The organism is Stutzerimonas azotifigens DSM 17556, assembly GCF_000425625.1.
GTDB lineage: Bacteria > Pseudomonadota > Gammaproteobacteria > Pseudomonadales > Pseudomonadaceae > Stutzerimonas > Stutzerimonas azotifigens.
In genome coordinates, this window is the sequence record NZ_AUDU01000017.1 from 165,955 (window position 1) to 185,224 (window position 19,270).

17 protein-coding genes are annotated in these 19,270 nt (G+C 59.7%); 6 read left to right on the top strand and 11 right to left on the bottom strand.

Going from position 1 to position 19,270, the window contains the following annotated elements; all coding sequences use genetic code 11:
- The 3 genes from H610_RS0101690 to H610_RS0101700 form a co-directional block, all read right to left on the bottom strand.
- On the bottom strand, window positions 1-690 hold the full coding sequence (locus H610_RS0101690) for a class I SAM-dependent methyltransferase (protein ID WP_028238064.1): 690 nt from the start codon (window positions 688-690) through the stop codon (window positions 1-3).
- Window positions 691-772: 82 nt separating this feature from the next.
- A complete protein-coding gene (locus H610_RS0101695) occupies window positions 773-2,053 on the bottom strand; it encodes a sensor histidine kinase (protein ID WP_028238065.1) in 1,281 nt (426 codons plus the stop codon).
- The gene (locus H610_RS0101700; RefSeq protein ID WP_028238066.1) at window positions 2,043-2,726 is read right to left on the bottom strand and encodes a response regulator transcription factor; all 684 of its coding nucleotides are present in this window, start codon (window positions 2,724-2,726) and stop codon (window positions 2,043-2,045) included. The genes H610_RS0101695 and H610_RS0101700 overlap by 11 nt, the downstream gene beginning before the upstream one ends.
- A gap of 102 nt (window positions 2,727-2,828) precedes the next feature.
- Between H610_RS0101700 and H610_RS0101705 the strand changes: the two genes are divergently transcribed.
- Together H610_RS0101705 and H610_RS23070 are read left to right on the top strand one after the other, a co-directional pair.
- Window positions 2,829-4,784 (top strand): LTA synthase family protein, encoded by a 1,956-nt coding sequence (locus tag H610_RS0101705; protein WP_028238067.1) that lies wholly within the window; start codon window positions 2,829-2,831, stop codon window positions 4,782-4,784.
- A gap of 50 nt (window positions 4,785-4,834) precedes the next feature.
- Window positions 4,835-5,587: a phosphatase PAP2 family protein gene (locus H610_RS23070; RefSeq protein ID WP_051231422.1), complete on the top strand. Its 753-nt coding sequence runs from the start codon at window positions 4,835-4,837 to the stop codon at window positions 5,585-5,587.
- Between the two features lie 461 nt (window positions 5,588-6,048).
- On the opposite strand, the gene H610_RS23075 is transcribed toward H610_RS23070, so the two are convergent.
- From H610_RS23075 to H610_RS24705, 4 genes are all read right to left on the bottom strand, one after another.
- The gene (locus H610_RS23075) at window positions 6,049-6,972 is read right to left on the bottom strand and encodes a cation diffusion facilitator family transporter (RefSeq protein WP_201768340.1); all 924 of its coding nucleotides are present in this window, start codon (window positions 6,970-6,972) and stop codon (window positions 6,049-6,051) included.
- A 123-nt stretch (window positions 6,973-7,095) separates the two neighbouring features.
- The gene (locus H610_RS0101720) at window positions 7,096-7,758 is read right to left on the bottom strand and encodes a hypothetical protein (RefSeq protein WP_028238068.1); all 663 of its coding nucleotides are present in this window, start codon (window positions 7,756-7,758) and stop codon (window positions 7,096-7,098) included.
- 15 nt (window positions 7,759-7,773) lie between these two features.
- Complete coding sequence (locus H610_RS0101725; RefSeq protein WP_028238069.1) at window positions 7,774-8,508, bottom strand: HupE/UreJ family protein; 735 nt, start codon at window positions 8,506-8,508, stop codon at window positions 7,774-7,776.
- 48 nt (window positions 8,509-8,556) lie between these two features.
- Window positions 8,557-8,916: a hypothetical protein gene (locus tag H610_RS24705; protein ID WP_084166344.1), complete on the bottom strand. Its 360-nt coding sequence runs from the start codon at window positions 8,914-8,916 to the stop codon at window positions 8,557-8,559.
- Window positions 8,917-9,032: 116 nt separating this feature from the next.
- Here H610_RS24705 and H610_RS0101730 point away from each other — a divergent pair, with 116 nt between their 5' ends.
- Both H610_RS0101730 and H610_RS0101735 read left to right on the top strand, forming a co-directional pair.
- The gene (locus H610_RS0101730) at window positions 9,033-9,320 is read left to right on the top strand and encodes a metal-sensing transcriptional repressor (RefSeq protein ID WP_028238070.1); all 288 of its coding nucleotides are present in this window, start codon (window positions 9,033-9,035) and stop codon (window positions 9,318-9,320) included.
- A gap of 49 nt (window positions 9,321-9,369) precedes the next feature.
- Window positions 9,370-9,720: a DUF3147 family protein gene (locus tag H610_RS0101735; protein ID WP_028238071.1), complete on the top strand. Its 351-nt coding sequence runs from the start codon at window positions 9,370-9,372 to the stop codon at window positions 9,718-9,720.
- A gap of 330 nt (window positions 9,721-10,050) precedes the next feature.
- Here H610_RS0101735 and H610_RS0101740 read toward each other — a convergent pair whose 3' ends face one another.
- Genes H610_RS0101740 through H610_RS0101750 form a run of 3 tightly spaced genes read right to left on the bottom strand, consistent with a single transcriptional unit; the run spans window position 10,051 to window position 16,111 of the window.
- Window positions 10,051-13,173 (bottom strand): efflux RND transporter permease subunit, encoded by a 3,123-nt coding sequence (locus H610_RS0101740; protein WP_028238072.1) that lies wholly within the window; start codon window positions 13,171-13,173, stop codon window positions 10,051-10,053.
- 2 nt (window positions 13,174-13,175) lie between these two features.
- The gene (locus H610_RS0101745; protein WP_028238073.1) at window positions 13,176-14,831 is read right to left on the bottom strand and encodes an efflux RND transporter periplasmic adaptor subunit; all 1,656 of its coding nucleotides are present in this window, start codon (window positions 14,829-14,831) and stop codon (window positions 13,176-13,178) included.
- Complete coding sequence (locus H610_RS0101750) at window positions 14,828-16,111, bottom strand: TolC family protein (RefSeq protein WP_028238074.1); 1,284 nt, start codon at window positions 16,109-16,111, stop codon at window positions 14,828-14,830. Before H610_RS0101750 ends, H610_RS0101745 begins: the two co-directional genes overlap by 4 nt.
- 519 nt (window positions 16,112-16,630) lie before the next feature.
- On the opposite strand from H610_RS0101750, the gene H610_RS24710 reads away from it, so the two are divergent.
- Window positions 16,631-16,960, top strand: coding sequence for a DUF2790 domain-containing protein (locus H610_RS24710; protein ID WP_084166345.1), 330 nt, complete (start codon window positions 16,631-16,633; stop codon window positions 16,958-16,960).
- Between the two features lie 275 nt (window positions 16,961-17,235).
- On the opposite strand, the gene H610_RS0101755 is transcribed toward H610_RS24710, so the two are convergent.
- Window positions 17,236-18,048, bottom strand: a complete 813-nt coding sequence (locus tag H610_RS0101755) for a copper resistance protein B (RefSeq protein WP_408054987.1) — start codon at window positions 18,046-18,048, stop codon at window positions 17,236-17,238.
- Between the two features lie 63 nt (window positions 18,049-18,111).
- Between H610_RS0101755 and H610_RS0101760 the strand changes: the two genes are divergently transcribed.
- A protein-coding gene (locus H610_RS0101760) for an IS3 family transposase (RefSeq protein ID WP_085985502.1) occupies window positions 18,112-19,265 on the top strand; the annotation gives its coding sequence in 2 pieces (ribosomal slippage) (window positions 18,112-18,358 and window positions 18,358-19,265; 1,155 coding nt in all).
- Window positions 19,266-19,270: the final 5 nt, after the last annotated feature.

Here is a 19,270-nt window from a genome sequence, read left to right on the forward strand (position 1 = left end):
TCAGGCTTCCTTGCGCAACGTATAGACGCGCCACATGGCATAGCCCGGCAAGAAGTCCTGCTGACCGATGATCTTGAACCCGGCTCTACGGAACTCCGCTTCGATCACATGGCGCGGCACGACAAACCGGTTCTGATTGTCCGCAGCCCGGCCCTGCCTGACACGCTTGGCCTCCAGGCGCTTGCGCTTCCAGGCTTTGTAGTTGCCATCTACCCAAAGCGAGACGATGACCGTATCCCGCGTGACACGATGGAACTCTCGGAGTATGGCCAGGCGGTGATCCGCTTCGGCGATGTGGTGGAGCAGACGGATACAGAAGATGCAATCGACCGCATTGGGGCCCAGGTCGATCTGGAAGGCCGATGTCTGGAAGGTTTTGACCCGCGCGACGATCCCGGCGGGCTGCGACACCTGCGCGGTGGCCAGCATGTGCGCCGAGTTGTCGGCAGCCAGAATCACCCGGTTGGGGTGTTCCGCCAGCAGGGGCCAGAAGCGCCCCGCACCGCAGGGTAGATCAAGTACCAGAGCTGGCTCGTCGGCTTGCTGAAGTGCCCGCCGGGCCAGCTGTTCATCACGCCAGTGGGAGAGCCTGCGGGCCAGACCATCATGGTGCTTGTGCAGGTACTGCACTGCATGCTCCTGGTCGTATTTGCGCGAGAACTCAAGTTCGATCGGATGATTTTTTGACATGTCTGGCCTTCCACAAAGGGGTACGCCAGACAATCTAGGGATGAGGGGGTCAAGCGGTTGTCAAAACCCTGTGAAAAAAATGTCAAAGCTGCTGATTCGGGCTCTGCCCCAGAACGACCCGGAAGCAGCTGCCGCCTGGTGCAAGGTCACTGACGCCAATGCTCCAACCCTGGTGGGTGCAGATGCGTTTGACCAGCGATAGCCCCAGCCCCAGGCCTTCCCCACGGGCACGCTCACCCCGCACGAAGGGTTCGAAGATGCGTTCCTGCTGGCCGGAAGGAATGCCCATGCCGCTGTCCTCGACGCGAAAACCGCCCGGCTCCAGCGTCAGGCGCACCCAGCCTGCATCGGTGTAATGCAGCGCGTTGCGCAACAGGTTGGACATGACGGTAGACAGGAGGGTGTGGTTGTAGCGCTGAGCACCAGTGCCCTCCTCCAGCAGCTCGAACCCAAGGCCCTTTTCAGCCATTGCCGGGCCCCAGCGCCTGTATTGTTCCGCTGCAACGCTCGCCAGGGTGGTTGTCCCCGCCAGTGACGCTTCTTCCGGCTGGCTGCGGGCCAGGGTGAGAAAGGTTTGCACCAGATCGCGCATTTCCGCCGCAGCGCGGGCAATGCGGGCTACCTGCTCTTTTTCGTGTGCGCCCAGCGGAGCGGCGTCCAGCAGCTCGCATGAAGTGCCGATGATCATCAGCGGCGTACGCAATTCATGGCTGACATCACTGGTGAACAGCTGCTCGCGTTCCAGCGAGCGCCTCAACTGCCCGAGCGTGCTGTCGAATGCCGAGGCCAGGTGGCCAATCTCATCATCCGCGTATTCGGGCGCCAGAGCCGGCGCGCTGGAATGCAGCTGATCGCGGTGCTGAACCTGCTGGGCGAGCCGGCTCACGGGCGCCATGACCTTTTGCGCCATCATGCGGCCCAGCAGCCAGGCACCTGCGATGGTGAGCAGAAAACCCGCCAGCACCACATTGAACAGCGCCTGCTCCCGCGCCTCGAACTCGTGTTGTTCCTGCACCAGCAGATAGCGCTCGTTGCCCACGTTGCGCGTGTAGACATAGAAGGCTTCGTCGCCGTTCACCACCTCGGTAAAACCCGGCTGCGTTCTCGAAAACTGCAGGGGAATGGCAAATTCCGGCGCGGTCGTGGCGAAGAATTGGGTGCTCGAATCAAGACGCGGAGGCAGCCCCTGCCCGAGGTCCTGAAGGATGGTGTTCAACTCACGATCAAGCTCTTCGGAAACCAGATGCTCCTCGATGGAGTGAACGATGCCGACGATGCCGAGGGAAAAAAGCCCGCTCACGATCAGCGTCATCAACGTGAAGGCGATGACGATTCGACGGGCGAAAGGCTGTTTAGACGGCATCGGGCGTCTCCGACAGGCGATAGCCAACGCTGTGAATGGTATGCAGCAAGGGTTTCTCGAACGGCTTGTCGAGGATCTGCCGCAACTGATGGATGTGGCTGCGCAGGCTGTCGCTGTCAGGCAGGTTTTCGCCCCACAGCGCCTCCTCAAGCGCGTCCCGGCGAACCACTGCGGGGCTTCTGCGCATCAGGATTTCAAGCAGCTTCAAACCAATCGGGTTGAGCTTCAAGGTGCGCCCGGCACGCACGACCTGCAGCGTATCCAGGTCGAGGCTCAACTCGGCAACCTGCAGCACCCGCTTGCGGCTGCCCTGGCTACGGCGCAGGATCGCCTTGATGCGCGCCACCAGCTCCGACAACGCAAAGGGCTTGATCAGATAGTCGTCCGCGCCTGCGTTGAGACCCTGCAAGCGATCGTTCAGGGCATCGCGCGCGGTGAGCATGATGATCGGCGTCTCGCGCCCGGCATCTTCGCGAAGACGCCGGCAGACCTGATAGCCATCGATTCCCGGCAGCATGATGTCCAGCACGATGAGGTCATAAGGTTCCGTGGCGGCCAGGTGCAGGCCACTCAAACCGTCGCTGGCGCAGTCGACGGTGTAGCCCTTGAGCTGCAGGTAGTCGAGCACGTTGGCGAGGATGTCACGGTTATCTTCGATCACCAGAATACGCATGGGGAAGGCTCACAGACGTTGACGTTATTTTCACAAGGTTTTTACGAAGGGCTCACGGGCTGATCGGCACAGTGCGACACGTTCATCCACAAGGATCATACGATGTCGTCACTCCGATACGCTCAGCTTCGCTACCTCTCCCTGATTCTAACGATATGGCTTGCGGTGTTCTTTCTGACCCGCAGCACGCTTTTGATCAGCCACCTGGGTGACGCCAACGTCAGCATTGGCCAATTGCTCGGCGTCTATGGAACCGGCATGGTCTATGACCTGGCCCTGCTGCTTTACGCAGCCTTGCCGCTGGCGTTCTACTTGCTGCTCTGCCCAAGAAGTATCTGGGAGAAGCCCTGGCACCGGCGATTGCTGCATGCGCTGCTGGCGATCAGCCTTTTCGTGATGCTGTTCACCGCCGTGGCCGAGTGGCTGTTCTGGGACGAGTTCGGCGTACGCTTCAACTTCATCGCGGTGGATTACCTTGTGTATTCCGACGAGGTGATCAACAACATCCTAGAGTCCTATCCCATCTATCCGCTGCTGGCATTGCTGGCAATCATGGCGATAGCCGCTGCGATGCTGTTGCGCAAGGTCACCGAAGCAGCGTTGCGCTCACCGCTGCTGGGCTGGCGTTCCGGCGGGGCTGTCCTGGGAGCGCTACTGATGGGTGCCATGGCCAGCGCTTATGGCGTGGGCCAGGACTTTCCGCGCAGCATCGGCGGCAACGCCTACCAGCGCGAGCTGGCAAGCAACGGTCCATTTCAGTTTTTCGCTGCCTTTCGCAATAACGAGCTGGAATACCCCCAATTCTATGCCTCGCTGCCGACGCGGGAAGTGGCTGAGCAGCTACGGCAGGAAGTGAGCGAGCCCAACGCCCGCTTCCTCGGCGCTGATCCGCTGGATATCCGCCGGACGATCGACAACCCGGGCGAACCCCGGCGACTCAACGTGGTGCTGGTGACGATTGAAAGCCTCAGCGCCAAGTATCTGGGAAGTTTCGGTGATGCCCGCGGCCTCACCCCCAACCTGGATGAGCTTCGCCACCAAAGCCTGTTCTTCAACAACTTCTACGCCACCGGCACCCGGACTGATCGCGGCCTGGAGGCCATCACCCTGTCGGTGCCGCCAACTCCCGGACGCTCCATCGTCAAGCGCATTGGCCGCGAAAGCGGCTTCGCCAGCCTGGGGCAACAATTCAAGGCACAGGGCTACGACAGCGTGTTCATCTATGGCGGGCGTGGCTACTTCGACAACATGAACGCCTTCTTCGGCGGCAACGGTTATCGCATCGTCGATCAGAGCAGCGTTGCCGAAGCCGACATCGCGTTCAAGAACGCCTGGGGCATGGCCGACGAGGACCTGTATGCCCAGGCGATCAAGCAGGCAGATGCGAATTACGCGACCGGCAAGCCGTTCTTCCTGCAACTGATGACAACCTCCAACCACCGGCCTTACACCTACCCCGCGGGGCGCATCGACATTCCTTCAGGCGAGGGGCGCGAGGGTTCAGTGAAGTACACCGACTATGCCATCGGCCAGTTTCTCGAACAGGCGCGCAGGAAAGCCTGGTTTGAGCAGACGGTCTTTATCTTTGTCGCCGACCACACGGCCGGCAGCGCCGGAACCGAAGACCTGCCCGTCGCCAACTACCACATTCCGCTGTTCATCTACGCACCAACGCTCATCGAGCCACGCGAGTTCTCCGGCCTGACCAGCCAGATCGACCTGGCGCCGACCCTGCTCGGCCTTCTCAACATGGATTACGTGTCCACCTTCTTCGGGCGCAATGTGCTCCGCGCAGATGCGACACCCGGGCGAGCTCTGATCGGCAATTACCAGCACTTGGGGCTGTTCGACGGCAAGGATCTAGCGATCCTGAGCCCTCGTCGTGCCATGCGCCGGCATGACGATGCGTTGCGCCTGAGCCGGGAATCCAATGCCCGAATCGATGATCTGCTGATCAGGCGAAACATCAGCTATTACCAGAGCGCCAGCCATGACTACACCGAGGGCCTGCTGGGCTGGCAGCCCGTCCTGAAGCAATCCGAACTCAGCCAGCGCTGAATCATCCCACCTTGCCCCTGCGATTTCGGGGGCATTGCCGGAATATCGAAATGTCTTGCTCCACCTCAAAATGCTCCAGGCCATTCAACTTCCATGTGGGCATGGGTGTTCCGCTCGCCTTGATGCTGCTGCTCCTGGTCAACGACCCGACGCGAATCGATTTTGCCATCGCCAATTTCTTCTACAGCCCTGAGACGGGCTTCATTGGTCGCCATAGCTGGTTTCTCGAAGACGTACTGCATGACCGTGCCAAGCAGGCGGTCATCGCCATTGGTGTCCTGGCTATCCTGGGCTTTGGGCTCAGCTTGCTGCCGACAAAGCTGAAAGTCTGGCGCCGTTCACTGGGCTATCTGGTGCTGGCCTTGGCCTTGGCCACCAGCATCGTGACACCGTTGAAGGCGCTGACGGCGGTCCATTGCCCCTGGAGCCTGAGCGAATTTGGCGGTTCAGAAATCCATACGCCGCTGCTGAGCGAGCGGGAGCCAACCTTGAAACCCGGTCGCTGCTGGCCGGGTGGGCATGCGTCTGCCGGCTTCTCGCTAATTGCGCTTTACTTCTTCCTGCGTGACCGCAGACCACGTGCAGCAGCCTGGGCACTTGGGTTGGCCCTGGGGTTGGGAACCGTTTTTTCCATCGGCCGCATGATGCAGGGCGCCCATTTTCTGTCTCACAACCTCTGGACGCTGCTGTTTGATTGGGTGATCTGTCTAGCAACCTACCGCCTGGTGCTGTATCGACCAGCGGTTAAGCCTGCCGGAACGGATATTCCGGTTTCGGGCGCGGCTCAGGAGCTAGTCGAATGAGCAACCGCCAACATGCGCTCAGGCCTTCAAGCCGGACGAAAAAGGCCACACCGATGTTGCCCAGAAGGGATGCCGATGTCCCCTACCCGCGTGGCGCGGTTCACTTGCGTCGCATGGCCTGCCCCTTGGCCTGGTCGACATGGTGTTGCCATTCGCGGTCACGGTCGCGCCAGTTTCGGTCCCACGCCTCACGGTCTGCCGAACGCTCCGCCATCGCCTGACACTGACGGAAACCATCGCTCCAGCCCAAGCAGTTGCTCGCGTGTACTCTGGCAGCCTGCTAGCAATACGGTGGTAAGCAAGTAGGCGATGAACGCGCGGTGGGGTTGGATGCCTGAACGCATAGCTATCCGCACCCCGCATAGTGAAGGCTAAAAACATAGGCCAAGAATTAGCATCAAGGTGTGCTACAGCTATTGAGGCCACTACCGTGCAGCCCGGCTGGGCGCTCTTTCGGTTGTCTACTTGCAATCACCAGACCCACAATGAGGATCTGCATCGCAAGTTAGACGGATAGCGGCATTCTCCGGTTGTAATGTGCTGTGCCCAATATCGAAGCGCTCCCGCAAGATCGTTTGCAGTTGCGGCAGTATCTCTTCCCACTGCCCCATCGCTTCCACATCGACATGCGCTGCTAGCGCCTGGCTACTTGATGACAAGCTCCAGATATGCAGGTCATGGATAGAACAGACGCCGTCGACACGGGTTAGAGCGCAGCTGACTTCATGCGCATCGATTCCCATTGGCACACCTTCCATCAACACATGTGTCACCTCACGCAGCAGTCGAATGGCTGACACCAGAATCAATAGGCTGACGAAAAGAGACAGTATCGGGTCCGCAATGGACGGCCCGCCCAGATAGATGATTGCGCCTGCAATCAGCGCAGCGACCGAGCCCAGCAAGTCTCCCATCACGTGCAGGAGTGCTCCGCGAACATTTATGGTCTGCTCTCCGCGCATCAGCACCCAAGCCACCATGATGTTCACCAGCAAACCGACCCCGCCGATAACCAATACCATGCCACCCGCGACGGTTGGAGTATCTGCCATCCGACGGATCGCCTCGTAGGTGATGAATACAATCACGCCGAACATAAACAGAACGTTGAACAGAGCGCCGAGAATTTCTGCGCGCTTGAATCCAAAGGAATGCCGCCGCGATGCAGGCTTGTTGGCCAACAAGGCGGCAAAAGCACCGATTCCAAGAGACAATGAATCGGTAATCATGTGACCTGCGTCAGACAGCAATGCAAGCGAATCGGCCATCAGGCCACCGAACACTTCGACAATTGCGAAACCTGTCGTGAAGATCAGCGCGAGCAATAATGTCTTGCCGCCACCATGGTTATGATTGTGGTCTGGCATTTTTGCGTCTTTCATCATTGACCCTCGAAAACTCACTGATGCACTTGGCTGGCTCGGCAGCCTTGGCCGGATTGAACAACCTTGGAGCGATGGGCTATCTCACCCTCCGATAGCCCACGCTTCCAAAGAAGACCTTGTGGTTTAAATCACTCGTTTGACGCTCAGGTACTCGCCCTTGGTCTTGAGCGTGATCGTCACGTCACTGTTGCTACGGTTACGCCAGAACCAGCCGTGGGTGCCGTCGAAAATGGCAGTTAATTCGCCTTTGTCGCCTTTGACCTGCTTGGCCTTGCTGTAGCTGTGGTAGTAGCCCTTCGGGCCGTTGTAGGGCTCGCCGTGGGTGTCGTGGTTAACCGGAGCGCCATTGGCAGTCCACTCGTAGCTGACCGTGGACTTGTCCAGCATTTCCAGCTTGATTTCACTCGCCTCGCCCGGTTTCAGCGTGACAGTCACTTCATCGGACTTCAGGGCCGGCTGTGGCTCTGCTACCGGCTCAGCCACAGGTGCCGCTGCAACTTGTTCTTGAGGTGCCAGCTGAGCGGGCACGGGGGCTTGTACGGCCGGGGCCGTCACTGGCTGAACAGCTGCATCCGCAGCCGCTTCTTCGGCCAGAATTTCCTTCATCTCACCCATCTGGGTCAGACCGAGTACACGGCCAACACCCGTTGGGTCGATGACGTATTCAGAGGGCATCACCACGGTAACCAGCAAGGCAGCGGCAACAGCTACTGCGATCACAGTGGAGCGCAGCAGCTGGCGGCTGGTTGGCAATTCGTTGAGCGTTGGTAGCTTGGTATTGAACATGCTGAAAAATCCTTATTAAGACACGATCAGGCCGGTGAGCTGGTAACCCATCAAAAGGAAACCGGCGCTCATCATGGCGACGTTGGCTGTGTAGGCATGACGCCAGAAGCTGGCGGTACGCCGCCAGTAGCCCATGACGATCAAGATGGCGCTCAGGGCGAGGAGCTGGCCGATTTCAACACCAACATTGAAGGCAATGAGGTTGGGGATCAGGCCGTCTGCCGATATCTCGTATTCCTGAATCTTGGTCGCTAGGCCGAAGCCATGCAGCAAGCCGAAGATCAGCGTGGCCGCTTTGGTATTCGGCTGGTGGCTGAACCAACGCTGGAACGCGCCCAGGTTATCAAGCGCCTTGTACACCACCGAAAAGCCGATGATGGCGTCGATCACATAGGAGCTGATGCTGATTTCCCCCAACACGCCGATCAGCAGCGTCACGGTGTGGCCCACGGCGAACAGGGTGACGTAAAGGCCCACGTCTTTCAGGCGATAGAGAAAGAAGATCACCCCGAACAGGAACAGCAAATGGTCGTAGCCGGTGATCATGTGTTTTGCGCCCATGTAGATGAACGGCAGCACCATCACCCCGGAGCTTTCCTGGATAAAGCCCTTGTCGCCCTCGGCAACAGCGTGGGCCAACGCGTCAGGCATGCCGAGAAACAGCAAGGCAGTAAATAGCAGCAACAGTAGTAGCGAGCGATTCGGACGCACGACAGATGCGCCCCTTGCGCCCATAGATAGCGAATGCATGGTTAAAGTCCTGAATTACTGTGGTCTTGGGCCGCACAGCGGCCTGTGTCAGAGCACGAATGCAGGACGGGGTGGCCGCTCGATCAGGAAGATCGGGCCGGGAGGAAGGGAGTAACGAGGGGCGTCTATCGGCTTTGCACGCTCTGGCAGCGTATTGATACTCAGCAGCGTGGTCAGGTGCGGTGTTTCGTGCACATGGTCGGCTGTCAGCGAGGAGTGGTAATGATCCGCGCATGCTGTGCAAATAAATGCGCGCTCGCCATACGCATGCGAAGAAGCACCGTCACTGCCACCCCAGGCTGGCTGACTCGCCCCCATAAACAGCGCAGAGGTGTGCCCAACCCAGGCCATCAAGATGGCAAGAGCAACGGCGAATATCACCTTTGCATTGATGGGTTTGCTAAGCATGTTGTGTTTTTTAATGCCTCAGCGGTTGGCTTTTCTGGTGGGCTGGGTTGTTTGACCATATCCCCCCCAGGGGGATAGCATGAAAGCGTAATTCATCGACGCATGAGACTCAAGGCATGAGCGATCACGAACACAGCCACCAGCACAAAAGTCATAGCGATATCGTCAAAAGGTTGAAGCGTGCTGAGGGTCACCTGCGCAGCATCGTCACCATGATCGAAGACAGCCGGGCCTGCGTCGACATCGCTCAGCAGCTGCATGCTGTGGAAAAAGCCGTCTGCCAAGCCAAGCGTGTCCTTATCCAAGACCATATTGACCACTGCCTGGAGCACACGGTCGAAGCGCTCGCTTCTGGAGCGCGCGCTTCACTCGAAGATTTCAAGCAAATCACCAAGTACCTTTGAGGGCGACTCAAACTAAAAGGCGCCATCAATAGCGATCGGGGAGATACGAATGGCTTGGGTTATCAGCAAATATTTTCTGACCGCGATGGTGGTTGTCGTGGTGTCGGAGGTCGCGAAGCGTAGTGACAAGTTTGGTGGACTAATTGCGGCGCTGCCTCTGATTACTGTACTGACACTGATCTGGCTAAACGTTGAAAAACAGCCAGCAGAGAAGATCGCAAATCATGCCTGGTATACCTTCTGGTATGTAATACCCACTCTTCCAACGCTACTCGCGTTTCCGGCGCTTCTGCCCCGGTTCGGCTTTTGGCCGACTCTGATGATCTACATCGTTGCTACTGCGGGCTGTTTCGGCTTGTTTGCCCTAGGTGCCCGTCGTTTTGGTATCGAACTGCTCTGAGAAACTCTATGGAGCGCTCGTCAAACCGTACTCAACTACCCGCTCAGTTTACGCCGCGTTCAATCGCCCGACCTCCACGGGCGGATGGTACTTTTTAGATGCGTTGTGGATTCACTTGTACTTGGAAAGCAGTCGCCAAGTTGCGCAACTACCATCCCGCTCCAGCATGTCTCTAATGTGACTTGTAGGCAGTGCGAGGCCTCGCTCGCTGCTGCCCACATCCAGTACTGAACCCAGCTGCACTCCTCGGGAATTTGTTGTCTGCTAATTCGGCGCCCCAAAGGCCTGGGTGCTGCCTCCAAGCCTTCGGGTAAGCTGCGAATGAACGGTCTACCGAGAGGTCACGGCCAGCCTACGCTGCTTGACCAGCATGTAGATCGCCGGAATGACCACAAGCGTCAGTACGGTGGAGGAAATCATCCCGCCCACCATCGGCGCAGCGATGCGTCGCATCACCTCCGAGCCGGTACCGGTGCCCCACATGATCGGCAGCAGGCCGGCCATGATGGCAACCACTGTCATCATCTTCGGCCGTACCCGCTCCACGGCGCCGGTTATGACTGCCTGGTAGAGATCAGCCGCCGTTAACTGCTCGCCGGCGGCTTCCCGCTCGGCTCGGCGCTCGGCAAGTGCGTGGTCGAGGTAGATGAGCATGATCACGCCGGTCTCGGCAGCCACGCCGGCCAGGGCAATGAAGCCCACCACCACGGCAACCGAGAAGTTGTAGCCCAGCGCCCACATAAGCCAGATGCCACCCACCAGCGAGAACGGCACCGAGAGCATGACGATCAGCGTCTCGGTAAGCCGGCCGAAATTCAGGTACAGCAGCAGGAAGATCAACACCAGGGTCAACGGCACGACGATCTTCAGCCGCTCTGCCGCCCGCTCCATGTATTCGAACTGGCCGCTCCAGGTCACGTAGTAACCGGGCGGGAAGGTCACCTGATCATTGACCGCCTGCTGCGCCTCCCGCACATAGCTGCCGATGTCGCGGCCGCGGATATCGACATAGATGTACGCCGAGAGCAGCGCGTTTTCGGTACGGATGCTGGGCGCGCCCTTGGAAAGGCTGATATCGGTGAGCTGCCCGAGCGGCACCTGTGCGCCGCCCGGTGTGGGCACCAGCACCTCGCTGGCAATACGCTGCGGGTCGGAGCGCAGCTCACGTGGGTAACGAACGCTGACACCGAATCGCTCGCGCCCCTCGACAGTCGTGGTCACCAGCTCGCCGCCCAGCGCAGTGGCGATGACCATTTGTACCTCCCCCACCGTCAGGCCGTAGCGGGCCAAGGCGTCGTAGTCGGGAGTAATATCGAGATAGAGGCCACCCGTGATGCGCTCGGCAAAGGCGCTGGTTGTCCCGGGCACCGCCTGCACTACCGTCTCGATCTGGGTGGCCAGTTTCTCGATCCCAGCCAGGTCCATGCCAAACACCTTGATGCCAATGGGCGTTCGTATGCCGGTAGACAGCATGTCCAGGCGCCCCTGAATGGGCATGGTCCAGCTGTTGGCCACACCTGGAAGCCGGAGCGCTTCATCCATCTCGGCGATAAGCTTGTCCATCGTCATTCCTGGCCGCCAGTGCTCTTCCGGCTTGAGGTTGACCACCGTCTCGAACATTTCAATCGGGGCCGGGTCAGTGGCTGTGGCCGCGCGGCCCGCCTTGCCAAATACCGAGGCCACTTCGGGAAAGCCCTTGATGATCCGGTCCTGCACCTGCATGAGTTCCGCCGCCTTGGTGATGGACATGCCCGGAAGCGAGGTCGGCATGTACAGCAGCGTGCCTTCGTTGAGGCGCGGCATGAATTCGCTGCCAAGCTGGCGCGCCGGCAGGATACTCACGCCCAACACCACGAGCGCCACCACGATGGTTGTCACCTTCCAGCGCAGCACGAGGTGGATGATCGGGCGGTAAATCCAGATCAGGAAACGGTTCACCGGGTTCTTCTGCTCGGGGATGATCCGCCCGCGCACGAACAGCAGCATCAGCACCGGCACCAGCGTCACCGACAGCAACGCCGCACCCGCCATGGCGAAGGTCTTGGTGAAGGCCAGCGGCGAGAACATCCGCCCTTCCTGGGACTCCAGCGTGAACACCGGCAGGAAGGAGACGGTAATGATCAGCAGCGAGAAGAACAGCGCCGGCCCCACCTCGCGGCAGGCTTCGATGATGACCTGCGCCCTCGGCTTGTCCGCTGGCGCACGCTCCAGGTGCTTGTGCGCGTTCTCGATCATCACGATGGCCGCGTCCACCATGGCGCCGATGGCGATGGCGATGCCGCCCAGGCTCATGATGTTGGAATTGAGGCCCAGCCAGCGCATGACGATGAAGGCGATCAGGATGCCCACCGGCAGCATGAGGATGGCCACCAGCGCACTGCGTACATGCAGAAGAAACACAATGCACACCAGCGCGACGATGATTGACTCTTCCAGCAGCGTGACCTTGAGATTGTCCACGGCGCGCTGGATAAGATCCGAACGGTCGTATACCGGCTCAATCTCGACACCATCCGGCAGACCGGGACGAATCTCCTCAATCTTGGCCTTCAAGTTGTCGATCACGTTCATGGCATTTTCGCCGTAGCGGGCGACGGCGATGCCGCCGACCACTTCGCCCTCCCCGTTGAGCTCGACCACGCCGCGACGCTCATCAGGGCCGAGTTCGACGCGCGCCACATCGCGCAGCAGAACCGGCACCCCGCCCGCAGCCTTGAGCACCAGTTTCTCGATATCCTCTGCTCCGCGCAGGTAGCCGCGACCGCGCACCATGTACTCGGTCTCGCTCATTTCCACGATGCGACCGCCCACGTCGGCATTGCTGGTGCGAATGACGTCGGAAATGCGGCTCAACGGGATGTCGTAGGCCTGCAGCTTCTGCGGATCGACGGTGACTTGGTACTGCTGGACGAAGCCGCCGATGCTGGCGATTTCGGACACACCCTCGGCCTTGGTGAGTTGATAGCGCACGAACCAGTCCTGCAGCGTGCGCAACTCTGCAAGGGTATGCCGCGCACTGGTCAGCGCGTACTGGTAGACCCAGCCAACGCCGGTGGCGTCCGGCCCCAGCGCGGGTGTCACTCCGGCTGGGAGGCTTTTAGAGGCGAAGTTCAGGTACTCAAGCACCCGCGAGCGCGCCCAGTAGATATCGGTGCCATCCTCGAAAATCACATAAACGAAGGAGGCGCCAAAGAACGAGAAGCCCCGTACCACCTTGGAATTGGGGACCGAGAGCAGTGCCGTGGTGAGTGGGTAGGTAACCTGGTCCTCTACCACCTGCGGCGCTTGCCCTGGAAACTCGGTGTAGACGATCACCTGCACGTCGGACAGGTCCGGCAACGCGTCCAGCGGGGTTTTCACTACGGCGTAGAGGCCGGCGCCGATAATGATCAGCGTGGCGAGCAACACCAGGAAGACGTTGCGAACCGACCATTCAATGATTCTGGAGAGCATGCTCAATGCCCTCCATGGGAATTGCCGTGGCTATCCGGCATGACGTGGCCGGAATGCGCGTCTGGCGTGGCGTGGTTTTCATGATCCTCCCCATCACTTGGCGACGCATCAGCCTCGCTGCTTCCGTGACTGCCGGCATGATCGTCAGTGCTGCTCTCGATGGGGACGGTGTGGCCGGCGTGAGCGGCATGAGCGCTGTGTGCGGCGGCATCGGTTGGCGTGGCGGTATGGCCAGGTCCTGCATGCTCCCCATGATCATGGGCAGCGGCTGGCGCCGACTTCGTGCTCATGCCGCTCAACGCGGCCTTGAGGTTGCTCTCGGCATCAATCAGGAAGTTGGCACGTGTGACCACGGACTCTCCCTCGCCCAGCCCTTCCAGCACTTCAAGAAAGCCATCTGCCCGTCTGCCGGTGAGCAGTTCGCGCGGCTCGAAGCGACCCTCACCCAGGGCGACCAGCGCAACCCGCCGGGTGCCGCTGTCGATCACCGCCGAGTCGGGAAGTGCGAGCACGGGTGCGCGCTCCCCGGCAGCCAGCTGGGCAGTGCCAAACATGGCCGGCTTGAGCAGGCCGTCGGGGTTGGGCAGCTCGATACGAACCCGGACGGTGCGGGTCTGCGGCGAGAGGTCAGGGTAGATGAAGCTCACCTCGCCGGTGAAACGGCGGTCTGGATAGGCGCTGACGCTGAGTTGTACCGCTTGCCCTAGCCTTATCAATGCCAGGTCCTGCTCGAACACCTCGGCGATAAGCCAGACGGTATCGAGGTCCGCGATTCGGTAGAGCGCATCCCCGGCCTGGAAGCGCATGCCTTCCAAGGCCGTTTTTTCCAGTACGACCCCATCCACCGGCGCGGTGATGGTCAAGGTACGGCTGGTCTTGCCGGTACGGCGCAAGCGCTCAAGCTGTGCTTCGCCGATATCCCAGTTGCGCAGCCGCTGCATGGCAGATTCCGCGAGTGAGGCCACCCCCTGCCGTGCATTCGCGCTGCCGCCCGCGAGACGCTGCCGTCCGGCATTGGCGATCAGGAACTCCTGCTGGGCCGACACCAACTCGGGGCTATACACGTCTATCAGCGGCTGACCCTTGCGGACCGGCTCACCGGTGGTGTTCACGTGGAGCTTCTCAATCCATCCGTCGAATTTCGGCGCCAGGGTGTACTGGCCGCGCTCGTCCACCTGCACCGTACCGACGGCACGCACCGTGCGCGTGAGCACACGGCGCTCGACCGGCGAGGTCAACACGCCCAGTAGCTGGATCTTCTCGGGGCTGATGGTGACGGTGCTTCCGGATTCCTCACCCTCGTAGACGGCGATGTAGTCCATGCCCATAGAGTCCTTCTTCGGCACTGGCGAGGTGTCCGGCAGACCCATGGGATTGCGGTAGTAGAGAACCTTGCGCTCGCCCTGCGCGACAGTGGGCGCCTCGTCGGCATACACCGGGATGTAGTCCATCCCCATCGGGTCCTTCTTCGGCACCGGCGAGGTGTCGGCCAGGCCCATGGGATTACGGTAGTAGAGGACCTTGCGCTCCTGTGGCGCGCTGCTATCGACGGTCTCTGAGGAAGTTGGCTTTTGCGCCATCAGGTAACCGCCGGCAAACCCGGCGATTGCGGTGGCGAGGGCGAACGTGCCGGCGCCCAGAATCATGCTGCGTTTCATAGTTCTGCTCCGACAAGACGCTCCAGTTCCACTACCCGTACGCGCTGCTCCAGTTCGTACGAAAGGAGCGACAGCCGCAGTTGGCGGATCTGTCGCTGGGCATCGAGCAAGGTGGCGAAATCGACGTTGCCGGTCTGATAGCTGGCAAGCGCTGACTGATAGGTGAGTTCTGCCTGCGGCAAGAGTGTTCTTGCGGTCAGCGCGTGCTGTCGAAAGGCGGTTTCCAACGCCGACCAGGCTTCACCGACACTACCGGCGAGGCGGCTGTTGACCGCTTCACGCCGGGCTTCTGCGGCGTAGCGCATGGAGACGGCCTCGCGTTGTTCGGCGCTGCGGCGCTTGCCCCACAGGGGAATGTTCATCTCCAGCATCAATTCGAATTCTTCGGCGCGGTTACCCATCTGCACAACGGCGGTGCCGATGGTGACATCCGGAATCCAGTTCCGGCTCGCGAGCTCCTCGGCGCGTCGGGCTTCTTGTATCCGTGCATTGAGCTCGGCCACTTGAGGGTTGCCGCCAAGGATTCGCGCCTGCAGCTCCGCCAGGGTAGGCACCGCTGCAGGCAGCGCGGACCAGCCGGCAGGCGTCGCCAGCGGCGCGTTCGCCGGGCGCGCCAGAATACCGTTGAGCCGCGCCGCAGTACTGCGCCGGTCACGCTCCAGCGTTAGCAACTCGCTCTGCAGGCTGCTGTGCTCGGTCTGCGCCTTGATCACGTCTTGCTGCGGTGCAAGCCCGACCCGGTAGCGCGCCTGGGCGATGCTCTCAAGCTCATCCACCAGGCCGCGCAAGTCCTCGGTCACCTGGGTGGCGGCATGGGCGTACTGGTATTCGTTGAAGGCCAGTTTGACCAGGCTCCTGAGCTCGACCCGGCTCAGGCGCTCGCGCGCCACCGCCTGCTCTGCACCCGCCTCGGCGATCTCGCGGGCAAGCCCTCGCTTGCCGCCCAGCGGAAAGGTCTGACGGAACGCGTAGCGCGTACTGCCGACGCCGCTCGGCGAGAGGCTCGGGTCGTCACGGGCGATACCCATTTCCTCGAACGTGAGCATCGGATCAGGAAGCGAGCCGGCCACATCTGGCCGCTCCCAGGCAGCCTGCCGCTCATGCCCTGCAGCCCGCAGCTCCGGGCTCTGACGTTCGAGCAGATCGAGCAACGGAGGCAAGGTGGCCCCCAGTTCGGCGGACTCTGTTGCCTGAACAGCGCTGCTCAGAACAAGGCCCAGGGCGACAGCAGCCAGCAGCACGCGCTGGCTGCGAGGCAACGGTTGAACGATCCCGTTCATAGACGCCCCTTTCTGCCATGCCTGCCCCTTTGATCGCAGCGCCGAAAGCCAAAACCTTTCCCAGCTTCGGCTAGGTCCACCAGGATCTCTCTCATCGCGCAGAGCGGAAGGTGCACCAATGAGCCACTTCCTTTGCTCAAAACATTCATCAGTTCTAGCTCCGTAGCACGCGGAGTCGGCACAAGAAAAAGCATGGGCTCGTTAATGATCCGAGCCTCGAATTAAGAAGCGATTTTTATTGTTTGGCTTTATTGCAGATCAGGCCTGTCATGCAGATGACCTGGACATTACATCGATGTCAGCTTTTTAAAATGAAATTGATACACCGAAAAATTCAACATGAAAACATGACCCAACGAAATTGACTACCTCAAACATTAACCTCTTAATAAAACATTGTGGACTAGCATCTCGACAGCCGAACAAACCAATCAATTACAACAATGTAATTTTGTAGTCACCCACCGGAAATCCCGCCGAGCTTATAGTGTCAGCGACATTTTTAATTAGGAGTTTAATATGAGCACTGGCAGAATCATGGCCGCGATATCTTTGATGACTGTAACTTCGCTAGCCATGGCTGAAGGTCGTTCGGATCGCATCTACGGAGAAATGATTCGCGCAAACGAAAAGGCGATGCAGGAATACGCCACTTCCATCGGAAAGAATCCGCCGGAAGTAGTGCATTATCGTTATGGAATGAAGCTAGACATCGCCAAAGTCATCCGCACCACGCGGACCGACACGACTTGCAATGACGTGATGCCAGCCCAAATTACTTACGAGGACTCCAAGGGCAACTTGAATACTCTTGAATATCGTGTAGTCGGAACGAACTGCCGGGGATAACGCAAGGAGCCTTCAACTGTCGAGCGGCATGAAGGCCGCTCGCATATGGTTACGCTATATACCTGAGAGATAACCCACCATCGCCGATCTTTCAGCCGAGTTTATGTATCGCGTCCAACAATGCGGGCCAGGGGCATTGAAAGCTGCGATACCACTACCGGCTAGTGGTATCACGGCGGCTACCTGACCAACGTCACGCTGTATACATGCCAGTCACCTTGTAGACATGCAAAACGCCGCCTACATCCATATCTACTGTCTTCGTCCTCGCCGACTCAAAACCATACCCGGATGCCAGCGACAAAACGCGCCTCCGAAACATCCCCATCGTCCTCACGCACTAGGTCTGCAGTGTTGCCATAGGAGCGGCTCCAGGAAACACCGATATAGGGCGCGAACTGCCGGACGATTTCATAGCGCAGACGCAAACCAAGTTCGGTATTGGCCAGCCCCGACCCTACGCCTCGTTCTGGGTCGTTTTTACCGTAGAAGTTCACCTCGGCTGTCGGCTGAAGAATCAGCCGGTTGGTAAGCAAAATATCGTACTCACCCTCGAGGCGAGCTGCGGTCTGGCCATTCTCACCAATAAATGCGGTAGCTTCCGCTTCGAACGCATAGAGCGCCAACCCCTGCGCGCCAAACGCCGCCCACGTCTGTGGTGAGTCCGGCTTAAAATCCTGGCGGACGCCGGCAACCACATCCCACCAGGGTCCGATCGAGCGCCCGTAAAGTAGCTGCAGTTCGGCATCCTCAGTAACGCCGTTGGTGCGCTCCCCCTCCGAGCGAAACCAGACCCGGTTGATATCGCCGCCAAGCCAGCCGGAGGCGTCCCAAGCCAGGGCGCTACCGTCATTCGCATCCTGATACTCAAGCTGATCGAGAAGAAAAAAGCCGTTGATGGCGCTGTCATGTATTTGATGGCCGGGCAGCGGTGGAAATGCCGCCTTCCGGTCGGCGTTCGTAAGAACCGGAATGGGCGTACGACTGGTCGCTCTCGCAGCGTCAGCGGAGCCATGGTTCATCTTGGAATGATCCATGGCGCTGTGATCCATCTCACCCATGTGCCCTTGCATGGCGCCGTGATCCATCGGGTTCTACCCCATTAGCACGGACACTTTCGAGTAAGCTCATGCCGAGCTGAAGGAGTGTTCATGAAGCGCAAGAAATACAGCCCCGAGTTCAAGCGGGAAGCCATCGAGTTGGTTCGTCGTTCAGGGGCGAGCTGTCGACAGGTGGCCCTGGAGATTGGTGTGGCTCCGAACCTGCTCACACGCTGGGTTCGAGAGGCACAGCCAGGCGCAGAAAAGGCCTTTCCCGGAACAGGTAGTCCGCGAGATGAGGAGCTGGCCCGCCTCAAGCGTGAGTTGGCCCGGGTGACCAAGGAACGTGATTTTTTAAGAGACGCGGCAGCGTACTTTGCCAGGGAGTCATCGAGCGGTACACGGTGATCCAGCGCTGCCGCAACGAGTACCCGGTACGTCTGATGTGCCGTTGCCTGAAGGTTTCTGCCAGTGGCTATTACGCCTGGCAGGATCGTGATCCAAGCCCGCGAACTCAAGAGAATGCACGTCTGGTCAGGCGCATTCGTGAGATTCATGAGGACAGCCGTGGCGTGATCGGCGCACCGCGCATGCATGAGGATTTGCTCGACGAGGGCGAAATCGTCAGCTTGAACCGCGTTGCTCGCCTGATGGCGGCTGAGCGAATTCAAGGCTGGCCACGCCGTAAGAGACGTGGTTTTGGAAGAGTCGCCAGTGGCCGTCCAGCAGGCGTGAAAAACCTGCTGGAGCGCGATTTCACCGCGCAGGAGCCGGAGCGCAAGTGGGTCACGGACATCACGGAAATAGCCACACTGGAAGGCAAGCTTTTCCTATGTGTGGTGCTCGACTTGTACAGCAAGCTGGTGATCGGTTGGTCGATGCATCACCGCCAGGATCGGCAGATGGTGATTCGAGCAGTGGAGATGGCGATTTGGCAGCGCCAGGGTGACTGGTCAGTAATCCTGCATTCGGATCGCGGTAGCCAATTCACCAGCACCGACTACCAGCGCTTTCTGAATCGCAACACGCTGGTCTGCAGCATGAGTGCCGTCGGGCATTGCGGCGACAACGCAGCCTGTGAAGGCTTCTTCGGTCAGCTCAAACGGGAGCGCGTTGTCCATCAGTCGTATCGAACTCGTGATGAAGCACGGGCGGATTTATTCGACTACATCGAGCGGTTTCATAACCCACGAATGCGTCGTAGAGTCGCCAGGCAAGATCTGAAGTTTTCAGCCCTTTTCAAACCGTCCGTGGAAACGGGGTAGAACCC